General features: G+C 62.4%; 8 protein-coding genes and 1 pseudogene. All 9 read left to right on the forward strand.

The annotated features are described in order from the left end of the window. Nucleotides 1-233: 233 nt before the first annotated feature. Complete coding sequence (gene ald, locus X738_RS73025) at nucleotides 234-1,349, forward strand: alanine dehydrogenase (RefSeq protein WP_023802521.1); 1,116 nt, start codon at nucleotides 234-236, stop codon at nucleotides 1,347-1,349. A gap of 755 nt (nucleotides 1,350-2,104) precedes the next feature. Then, nucleotides 2,105-3,157 (forward strand): ABC transporter substrate-binding protein, encoded by a 1,053-nt coding sequence (locus tag X738_RS73030; RefSeq protein ID WP_031256353.1) that lies wholly within the window; start codon nucleotides 2,105-2,107, stop codon nucleotides 3,155-3,157. A gap of 32 nt (nucleotides 3,158-3,189) precedes the next feature. After that, on the forward strand, nucleotides 3,190-4,071 hold the full coding sequence (locus X738_RS73035; RefSeq protein WP_031256355.1) for an ABC transporter permease: 882 nt from the start codon (nucleotides 3,190-3,192) through the stop codon (nucleotides 4,069-4,071). Next, nucleotides 4,047-4,793, forward strand: coding sequence for an ABC transporter ATP-binding protein (locus tag X738_RS73040; RefSeq protein ID WP_023802525.1), 747 nt, complete (start codon nucleotides 4,047-4,049; stop codon nucleotides 4,791-4,793). Before X738_RS73035 ends, X738_RS73040 begins: the two co-directional genes overlap by 25 nt. Before the next feature lie 48 nt (nucleotides 4,794-4,841). Further along, nucleotides 4,842-6,188, forward strand: coding sequence for an LLM class flavin-dependent oxidoreductase (locus tag X738_RS73045; protein WP_023802526.1), 1,347 nt, complete (start codon nucleotides 4,842-4,844; stop codon nucleotides 6,186-6,188). Between the two features lie 416 nt (nucleotides 6,189-6,604). Next, nucleotides 6,605-7,555, forward strand: coding sequence for a sulfonate ABC transporter substrate-binding protein (locus X738_RS73050; RefSeq protein ID WP_023802528.1), 951 nt, complete (start codon nucleotides 6,605-6,607; stop codon nucleotides 7,553-7,555). After that, a pseudogene (locus X738_RS73055) lies at nucleotides 7,552-8,806 on the forward strand (FMNH2-dependent alkanesulfonate monooxygenase). The gene X738_RS73050 and the pseudogene X738_RS73055 overlap by 4 nt, the downstream one beginning before the upstream one ends. Nucleotides 8,807-8,808: 2 nt before the next feature. Beyond that, nucleotides 8,809-9,624: an aliphatic sulfonate ABC transporter permease SsuC gene (gene ssuC, locus X738_RS73060; protein WP_023802531.1), complete on the forward strand. Its 816-nt coding sequence runs from the start codon at nucleotides 8,809-8,811 to the stop codon at nucleotides 9,622-9,624. Then, nucleotides 9,621-9,915 (forward strand): ATP-binding cassette domain-containing protein (locus X738_RS0143515; RefSeq protein ID WP_031256358.1); only part of this gene is annotated, 295 nt, incomplete at its 3' end. The genes ssuC and X738_RS0143515, both read left to right, overlap by 4 nt.

A 9,915-nucleotide genomic window follows, 5' to 3' on the forward strand; every position in this document is an offset into this window, starting at 1 on the left:
ATGTCCGCGCATCGCAAGATGTCCGCCATCCTATGCAAAGCCTCGAGAATGGCGATATCGATCCTGTCCAGCGGCATTTTTCGTGACTCGTGCGAAAATCCTTTGGTTTCGCGCAACGATTATCGAAACACGCGATCCGGCGCAAGCGCATTCGCAAACACCTGCGCAGCGATTCGTGGTTCACTCCACCAATACAGGGAAACGAGCCCCAAGGGCCGGATCAGGAGAAGAATATGCGCGTCGGCTGCCCCAAGGAAATCAAGAACCATGAATACCGCGTCGGTCTGACGCCGGGCTCGGTCCGCGAATATGTCGCCCATGGCCACGAGGTGCTGGTCGAAACCGGCGCCGGTGCCGGCATCGGCGCCGACGACAACGCCTACCGCGCCGCCGGCGCCACCATCGCCAAGACGGCCGCCGATGTGTTCGCCAAGTCGGACATGATCGTCAAGGTCAAGGAGCCGCAGCCCAATGAATGGGCGCAGCTGCGCGAAGGTCAGATCCTCTACACCTATCTCCATTTGGCTCCGGATCCGGAGCAGACCAAGGGCTTGCTTGCTTCCGGCGTCACCGCGATTGCCTATGAAACCGTGACCGACGACCGTGGCGGCCTGCCGCTCTTGGCGCCGATGTCGGAAGTTGCCGGCCGCCTGTCGATCCAGGCCGGCGCAACGGCGCTGCAGAAGGCCAATGGCGGCCGCGGCGTGCTGCTCGGCGGCGTGCCCGGCGTGCTGCCCGGCAAGGTCACGGTGCTCGGCGGCGGCGTCGTCGGCCTGCACGGGGCCCGCATGGCGGTCGGCCTCGGCGCCGACGTCACCATCATCGACCGCTCGATCCCTCGCCTGCGCCAGCTCGACGATATTTTCGGCGGCCGCGTTCACACCCGCTACTCGACTGTCGAGGCGCTGGAAGAGGAATGTTTTTCGGCTGACATCGTCGTCGGTGCCGTGCTGATCCCGGGTGCCGCCGCGCCGAAACTCGTTACGCGCGAAATGCTGTCGGGCATGAAGAAAGGCGCCGTGCTGGTCGACGTCGCCATCGACCAGGGCGGCTGCTTCGAGACCTCGCACGCCACAACTCATGCCGAGCCGACCTATGAGGTCGACGGCGTCATCCACTATTGCGTCGCCAACATGCCAGGCGCGGTGCCGGTGACTTCGGCTCATGCGCTCAACAATGCGACGCTGCACTATGGCTTGCAGCTCGCCGACAAGGGCCTCAAGGCGCTGGTCGACGACCACCATCTGCGCAACGGGCTGAACGTCCACAAGGGCAAGATCACCAATCGCGCAGTGGCCGAAGCACTCGGTTACGAACTGGTCGAGCCGAGGGCCGTTCTCGCCGCCTGATTCCAGTTACAACCGTTTCCTCCCGTCTCGCCCGCCGGTTCGTTCCGGCGGGCTTTTTTTGCCGACGATTGGCCAGAGGCGTGCTCCCCTTTCCGTCAATGTCCGCGGTGAAGCTCGTCGGCGCGACACCCTAGTCGACGATGAAGCTGAACGCGTCCGAAACTAGATATCGCCTGCCGAAATCCCCAGTCCCTTCCCCGTGAGCATCAGCTTTGGCGTCTCTGGGTGGTCGGTGCAATCGTTTCCGGTCTCCAGATCGTTACTGACGAAAAGGAGAACCTGCCCCCACCGGCGAGTCCGATTTCTGCTGCTTACATGGCCAGCTCTGCTCGTAAGGGCGCCATGCTTTGATGTCGACAGCCCACATAAACACAGATGAGCTGTCGCTGTGACACCAGCATGCGCGGTGCCTTTGCCGCCAATGCTTTCACGGCGGTCAAGATCCGCATGCTCGGGTCGGCGGGAGCGACCGTAGCGGTCGGCTCTGCCCTGTCGAACAGCCCCCAGGCATCGGCAGTGCTCGACCCGGTCCAGGCATCAATCTTGGGATGAGCGTTGCTGAGGGACGATACCATCGATGCCCTGCGTCGCAGTCGGCAACATTTGAACGACGCGTGCCCCAAATGAGCATTGGAGGCGAACAGCGTTTCTCTCGGGTGGCAAAGAACAGCATCCGATACTTTATCGTCTATATAATTGATAGACATACTGAACAGCGAAAGTAGGGCCATTTCCAAAATTGGAGCAAGACGATGATGTTAGCTGTGAAGAGATTTTCGAGAAGGCGGTTTGGTGTATTGGCGACCGCTTTGGCGGTAACCCTGATCGCTTCTTCCTCCCCTTTCAGTGCCGAGGCGGGCAGTCCGGACGCGGGTAAACTGCCGACCAGGATCCCGGAGGGCACCGTGCTTCGTATCGGCGATCCCGAGACGCAAAGAGCCCTGGAACTCTCGGGCCTGATCGATCAACTACCCTTCAACGTCGAATGGGCCAACATCAGCGGCGGCCCACAGACAATCGAAGCCTTTCGCGCCAATGCATTGGACGTCGGATCCGTTGCCGACATTCCGCCCATCCACGCGACCTGGACGGGGCTCAAGGTCAAGATCATTGCTGCGAAGTTCCGCAAGGATCCGGTTGAGCACCCGATTTATCAACTCGGCATTGCGCCGGGCGTCGAGGTCAAGACGCTCGCGGATTTGCGCGGCAAACGGATCGCCTTCAGCCCCGGACAGGCGCAAGGCGCGCTGGTGCTGAGGGTCCTGCAGGCCGCCGGCCTGAACAAGGAGGATGTAAATCTCATTGAACTGCCCAGCAAAGGCGATGCCTATCCGGTGGCACTTGCCAGCAAGCAAGTCGATGTCGCACCGATCTGGGGCGTCCTCGTCAAGCATTATCTGCGACAGTATGGTGCCGACGGCGCGACAATCATCCCACACGGCTTGCGCGACGATCCAGCCCATCTCTATGCCCCACAGGCCGTGCTTGACGACCCGGCCAAAGCTGCCGCTCTCGGCGAATATGTGCGCTACTGGGCACTTGCGGCCCGATGGGTGGAGGAGCATCCCAAAGAGTGGATCGAAGGCTACTACGTCGCCACCCAGGGCCTCAACAGCGAAGATGGCCAGTATCTCGTCGAGGCCGACGGACGGTTCGACATTCCGTCCGACTGGAACGATGTGATCGCGCGCCAGCAAGCGACGATCGACCTCCTGGCCAAGGAACTGAACAAGCCCCCCATCAAGGCAGAGGATCTTTTCGACAGGCGCTTCGAGAGGATTGCCACAAATGCGCTGAACGCGTCCTGACGACCTGCTTCCCAGCACTGGAGACGATGCAGATGAACGCAATCTCACATACCGCCGCAGTTGCACTCCCCATTCCCTACGCATCGGATGAAAGGGGGTTGATTGCGCCCGCTGTACAGGCCCGCAAGACCGCTCCTAGGCGTCGCCTCGCACTTGGGCGGCCGATCCCGTTTGGCGCGCTGATCGGTCCCGCACTTCTTCTCGTGATCTGGTCCATCGGCAGCATCGCCGGCCTGATCGATCCAAGAACGCTGCCGGCGCCCTGGTCGGTTGTCGGCACTGCCATCGATCTCATCGCCGCAGGGAAGCTTCAGGATCATTTGATGACGTCTGCCTGGCGGGCAGCACAGGGTCTGGTGTTTGGTATCCTGATCGGGACCGTGCTTGCTCTCATTTCAGGTTTGTCCCGGCTTGGCGAGGCAATCATTGACGGCCCCGTTCAGATCAAGCGGGCGATACCGACGCTCGCTCTGATCCCGCTGCTGATGCTCTGGTTCGGCATTGGCGAGGGCATGAAGGTGACGGCCATCGCGCTGGCCGTCCTGATCCCGATCTATATCCAGACCCACAGCAGCTTGCGCAGCATAGACAGCCGTTATGTCGAACTGGCCCAGACCTTGCGAATGGGCTACGGCGAATTCATCCGCCAGGTCATCCTGCCGGGCGCGCTTCCGGGCTTCTTCCTCGGCCTGCGTTTCGCGGTGACCTACGCCTGGCTGTCTCTGGTGGTGGTCGAACAGGTCAATGCCACGAGCGGCATTGGGTACATGGTCGACCTCGCACGCAATTACGGCCAGACCGACATCATCATCGTCGGCCTCGTCGTCTACGCGTTGCTTGGTCTCATGTCCGATGGCATTGTCCGCTTCTTCCAGGAAAGGTCCTTGTCATGGCGTCGCACCCTGGCGGATTGAGCGGCGCGCCCGCGGTGCGGGTCAAGGGCCTTGTGAGGCGTTTCGGGCCGCGAACCATCCTCGACGGCCTCAGTCTCGACATCGAGAAGGGGGAGTTCGTCGCCCTTCTCGGCCGTAGCGGGTCGGGCAAGAGTACATTGTTGCGCGCGCTCGCCGATCTCGACGACAAAGTCTCCGGATCCGGCCGACTCGATACGCCGGATAAGAAATCGGTAGTGTTCCAGGATGCCCGATTGTTGCCCTGGAAACGAGTGCTGGAGAATGTGGTTCTCGGTCTCGGCCTGCCGGACGCCGCCGAACGCGGACGGGTAGCTCTCGAAGAGGTTGGCCTGAGCGGCCGCGAGACCGCATGGCCGGTCGAACTCTCTGGTGGCGAGCAGCAGCGGGTGGCGTTGGCGCGCTCGCTTGTTCGTGATCCTGAACTGCTGCTGGCGGACGAGCCGTTCGGCGCACTCGACGCGCTGACCCGCCTGCGCATGCACGATCTGCTGCGCCAGCTCTGCACCCGTCACCAGCCGGCCGTCCTGCTGGTCACCCATGATGTCGACGAAGCTGTGACGCTGGCGGACCGGGTTTTGGTGCTCCACAATGGTGCAATCATCGCCGACATCGCGATCAGTATCCCCAGGCCACGCGATCATGGCGATCGCCGATTCGGCGAGATTCGCTCCGAACTTCTGCGTCATCTCGGCGTCGAGACAAAGCCTCTGCTGCCCGTCTGAGCGGCCGAAGACGTGCGGCTCCGTGTCACTACCCAGGAGGACCAACAGATGCCCGCCAAATCACGACAGTTGAACCTCAACCTTTTCATCTATCCTGGCGGCCATCATGAAGCCGGCTGGCGCTACAAGGATTCCGCACCTGAGAGAGTGTTGGACATCGCCTATTATCAGGAACTGGCGAAAAAGGCCGAGGCGAGCAAGTTCGACGCGCTGTTCTTTGCCGATGGCCCCGCACTTGCCGATAACATCCGCTACGCAAGCCGCTTCAGGCTAGAGCCGCTGACATGGATTTCGGCGCTCGCCGCTGTGACGGAACGCATCGGCTTCATCGCTACCGCCTCGACCACCTACAACGAACCCTACAACCTGGCCCGGCTGTTTGCTTCTGTCGATCATTTGAGTGGCGGGCGCGCCGGCTGGAACATCGTCACCACGGGCGATGCGTCCGCAGCGTTGAATTTCGGCTTTGATCGACATCCGACCCACGCCGACCGTTACGAGCGCGCAAGCGAATTCGTTGATGTGGTGACGAAGCTCTGGGACAGCTGGGAGGACGACGCGCTCGTCGCGGACCGGGAATCCGGAATTTTTGCCGACACCGACAAGATCCACCCAATCAACCACATCGGCAAATACCATCGGGTGAAGGGGCCGCTGACGCTGCCGCGCTCGCCGCAGGGGCGGCCGGTCTATGTCCAGGCGGGTTCGTCTGAAGACGGACGGTCATTCGCAAGCCGCTATGCCGAGGCGATATTCACAGCACATCAGACACTCGGCAACGCGCAGGAATTTTATGCTGACATCAAAGCGCGCGTGAAGTCGGTTGGCCGCAACCCTGACCACGTCAAGGTGTTGCCTGGTATCAGTCCCTTCATCGGTTCAACCGAGGCTGAAGCCCGCGCACTGCATGACGAGTTCAACGAGCTGACGCAGCCGGAATATTCGCTCGATCAGCTACGGCGCATCGTAGACGCCGACCTTTCCAGCTACGATCTGGACGGGCCATTTCCGCGCGAGCTCATCAGTGGCGAGGGCGAGCGCGGTGCGAGCAGCCGCTTCCACGTCGTACTCGACATCATCGAGCGCGAGAATCCGACCATCCGCCAGTTGCTCCACCGTCTCGCCGGCGCGCGCGGGCATTGGGTCCAGGCCGGGACGCCCGAACAGATCGCCGACAAGATCCAGGAATGGTTCGACAACGGTGCCGCAGATGGCTTCAATGTCATGCCGCCCTATCTTCAGGGCGGGTTCGACGTATTCGCCGACGAGGTGGTGCCGATCTTGCGCAAGCGCGGACTTTTCCGGCACGACTATGACGGGGTAACGCTGAGGGACCATTTCGGTCTGCCCCGCCCTGACAATACGTTCAGCCAGCCGCAAAAGGCGACCGCCTGAGCTACCTTCGCATCGAGCGTTCGACCTTGAAGCGATTCGATAACATCCTGCAGTCGATGTTGTTGGAACGAAATTCGAAACGGCAAGGTACGGTCGACAGTCCGGCCGAGACCGACGCCGGGCTTGTCTTCATCGGCGAATTCGCACCCGCGGACATCGCGCCTTGTCACGCAGCGCGGTCGGTATAGGCTCGTTGGCGCACTGCTCCGCAGTTCTTTTCATCCAAGCAAAAACACTATCAACAAAGTCTATCAAATTAGTAGAATATTCTTTGAGAACCCTCAGCCGGCCCGGTACGCTCATTGAGACTGGGCAATCCCCGACTGCGCTTCAGAATTCGCGGGTGCAGTGTGAGGCATGTTTCGTGCCCGCCGATTCAAAGTCCAGAGCGACCATGGGAAGAGGAGTCCGATTTGATGAATGCCTTCATACGATATGTTGCCAAGCTCGCACTCGCCGTCAGCATTGCGCTGGGCGCCGCCACGGCAACCCATGCGGAAGACAAGATCGTCCGTATCGGGTTTCAGAAGTACGGCACACTCATTCTGCTGAAGACGAAGGGGTTGCTCGAGCAAAAACTGAAGCCGCAGGGCTACACGGTCGAGTGGACCGAGTTCCCGGCGGGGCCGCAACTCCTGGAGGCGCTCAATATCGGCTCCATCGACTTCGGCACGACCGGCGAGGCGCCGCCGATCTTCGCGCAGGCTGCTGGCGCTCCCCTCGTCTATGTCGGCTACGAGCCGCCGGCGCCGGAAGCCGAAGCGATTCTGGTCCCGAAGGACAGCCCGCTCAAGACCGTCGCGGACTTGAAGGGCAAGAAGGTGGCGCTGAACAAGGGTTCGAACGTCCATTATCTGCTCGTCAAGGCGCTGGAGAAAGCCGGGCTCGCCTATACTGACGTGGAAGTCTCGTTCCTGCCGCCGGCTGACGCACGCGCCGCATTCGAGAAGCAGGCTGTCGATGCCTGGGTGATCTGGGAGCCATTTCTCGCGGCCGCGGAAGCAGCTACCGGTGCCCGCCAGTTGGCAAACGGCAGCGGCGTGGTGGACAACCACGAATTCTATCTCGCCTCGCGCGACTTCGTCGACACCCAGCCCGAAGTGGTCGACACCGTCGTGGCATCCCTCGGTGAGATCGACACCTGGATCAACGCCAACCGCGACGATGTGGCCGAACAGTTTTCGCCGGCGCTCGGCATTCCCGCGGACGTTCTCGCAGTCGCCGTCCAGCGGCGTTCCTACGGCGTGAAGCCGATCACACCGGAGGTGGTGGCCGCGCAGCAGAAGATCGCCGACGTGTTCCATGAACTCGGCCTTATCCCGACCGCAATCCGGATCGCCGATGCAGTGAAAAAGCCGCAGTCGTGACCGTCGCTGCTGAGCTTTCTCCCGACCGCGTAAGCGTGCTGTGGTTCCTGCCGACTCACGGAGACGGCAGGTACCTCGGCACTGCCGTCGGCGGCCGCGCTACCGACCTGCCGTATCTGCGCCAGATCGCCCAGGCTGCCGACCAGCTCGGCTACTACGGCGTGCTGTTGCCCACGGGAAAGAGCTGCGAGGATTCCTGGATCGTCGCCTCGGCGATGCTGACGTCCACTGAGCGGCTGAAGTTCCTGGTTGCCGTGCGGCCCGGGTTGCAGCCGCCGGCGGTGGCGGCGCGCATGACCGCGACACTCGACCGGCTGTCGAACGGCCGCCTGCTCATCAATGTGGTGACCGGCGGTGATCCGATCGAGAACAAGGGCGACGGCATTTTCGCGAGCCATGCAGACCGCTACGAGATCACCCGCGAGTTTCTCCATGCCTACAAGGCGCTGCTTGCCGGCGAGACGGTCAACACTTCGGGCAAGCACATCCGCCTGGAAGGCGGGCAGCTGCTGTTTCCACCTGTCCAGGCGCCGCATCCGCCGCTTTACTTCGGCGGGTCCTCTGAAGAAGGGATCGGGGTCGCCGCCGAGACAGTCGACAAATATCTGACCTGGGGCGAGCCGCCAACGCTCGTTGAGGAGAAGATCGCGAGGGTCAAGGAGGCAACGCGGAAGCACGGCCGCAAGCTNGGGCGAGCCGCCAACGCTCGTTGAGGAGAAGATCGCGAGGGTCAAGGAGGCAACGCGGAAGCACGGCCGCAAGCTCAGCTTCGGCATCCGGCTCCATGTCATCGTCCGCGAGACGTCCGAAGAAGCCTGGGTGGCTGCCGACCGCCTCATAGCGCATCTCGACGACGAAACGATCGCCAAGGCGCAGTCGGTGTTCGCGCGCATGGTCTCTGTCGGGCAGAGCCGGATGAGCGCCCTGCATGGCGGCCGCCGCGATAAGCTGTTGGTCAGCCCGAACCTGTGGGCAGGCGTCGGTCTGGTCCGCGGCGGCGCCGGGACCGCGCTGGTCGGCTCGCCCGAGGAGGTCGCGGCCCGGATGGAAGAGTATCGGGCGATCGGCATCGATACCTTCATCCTCTCCGGCTATCCGCATCTCGAGGAGGCCTACCGCTTCGCCGAACTCGTTTTTCCCCTGCTTCCGCTCGCCCACGCGCCGGAGAAGGCGAACCTTTCCGTCAACACGGGCCCGTTCGGCGAGACCATCGCCAGCGAGATCCGGCCGGCGGCGCCTTGGGTATCTTGAAGATGGCGCAGCCGTCGCAGCTTCAAAACGCAGGCACAGCGGCACTCAAGCTCCTGGCGTCGTGGGCGTTGCCGATCGGCATTGTGGTCGTATGGGAAATTGCTTCGCGCAGCGGAATAATGTCGACCCGCCTGCTGCCAGCTCCGAGCGCGGTGGCCGCCGCTTTTTGGGAAAGCCTGCGCAATGGGACGCTTCTCACCCATGCCGCCATCTCGACGGAACGGGCGCTGAAGGGGCTTGCTATCGGCGGCAGTATCGGCTTCGTCCTCGGCGTACTGGCCGGAATTTCGCGGCCGGCCGAGACCGTGTTCGACTCGTCGATGCAGATGCTGCGCAACGTGCCGCACCTGGCCATGATTCCCCTCGTCATCCTCTGGTTCGGGATCGGTGAGGAGGCGAAGATCTTTCTGGTGGCGGTCGGAACCGCCTTTCCGATCTACCTGAATACGTTTCATGGCATCCGCACCGTCGACGTCAGGCTGATCGAGATGGCGCGCGTCTACGGGCTCGGCCCGCTCGCGCTGTTCTGGCGGGTGATCCTGCCGGGTGCACTGCCGTCGATCCTTGTCGGCCTGCGCTTCTCGCTCGGCATCATGTGGCTGACGCTGATCGTCGCCGAGACGATCTCGGCCTCCTCGGGCATCGGCTACATGACAATGAATGCGCGGGAATTCCTGCAGACCGACATCGTTGTCCTCGGCATCATCGTCTACGCGCTGCTCGGCAAGCTCGCCGACGCGATCACCCGGCTGATCGAGGCGCGCGCTCTCGCCTGGCATCCGGCGTACCAACCCGCCGCCACCAGGGCAGCACCATGAGAGAAGTTGCAACCGCGCTCCGGCTGCGCGAAGGCGCAGTATTCCAGGAAACCGATACAGCTCCAGACGGAGCAAACACGCTCCGCGAGGCTGTGCGACGGAAGCATGAAGAGCGCCTGGCGAATGGACAGGCTGTGTTGCTTGACGGCTTGTCCAAGTCGTTTGGCGACAGGCGGGTGCTGTCCGAGTTCGGTCTGAGTATTCCGGCGGGGCAACTGCTGGCGATTGTCGGTCGCTCCGGCTGCGGCAAGTCCACGCTCCTTCGCCTGATCGCCGGCCTCGACCGCCCGA

The sequence above is a fragment of the Mesorhizobium sp. L48C026A00 genome (genome assembly GCF_000502375.1).
Taxonomy (GTDB): Bacteria; Pseudomonadota; Alphaproteobacteria; order Rhizobiales; family Rhizobiaceae; genus Mesorhizobium; species Mesorhizobium muleiense.

What these genes read in the sequence shown, in the direction of transcription:
- ald (WP_023802521.1), top strand. Translation starts at nt 234, where the DNA reads ATGCGCGTCGGCTGCCCCAAGGAAATCAAGAACCATGAATACCGCGTC.
- X738_RS73045 (WP_023802526.1), top strand. Translation starts at nt 4,842, where the DNA reads ATGCCCGCCAAATCACGACAGTTGAACCTCAACCTTTTCATCTATCCT.
- ssuC (WP_023802531.1), top strand. Translation starts at nt 8,809, where the DNA reads ATGGCGCAGCCGTCGCAGCTTCAAAACGCAGGCACAGCGGCACTCAAG.
- X738_RS73040 (WP_023802525.1), top strand. Translation starts at nt 4,047, where the DNA reads ATGGCGTCGCACCCTGGCGGATTGAGCGGCGCGCCCGCGGTGCGGGTC.
- X738_RS73050 (WP_023802528.1), top strand. Translation starts at nt 6,605, where the DNA reads ATGAATGCCTTCATACGATATGTTGCCAAGCTCGCACTCGCCGTCAGC.
- X738_RS73035 (WP_031256355.1), top strand. Translation starts at nt 3,190, where the DNA reads ATGAACGCAATCTCACATACCGCCGCAGTTGCACTCCCCATTCCCTAC.
- X738_RS73030 (WP_031256353.1), top strand. Translation starts at nt 2,105, where the DNA reads ATGTTAGCTGTGAAGAGATTTTCGAGAAGGCGGTTTGGTGTATTGGCG.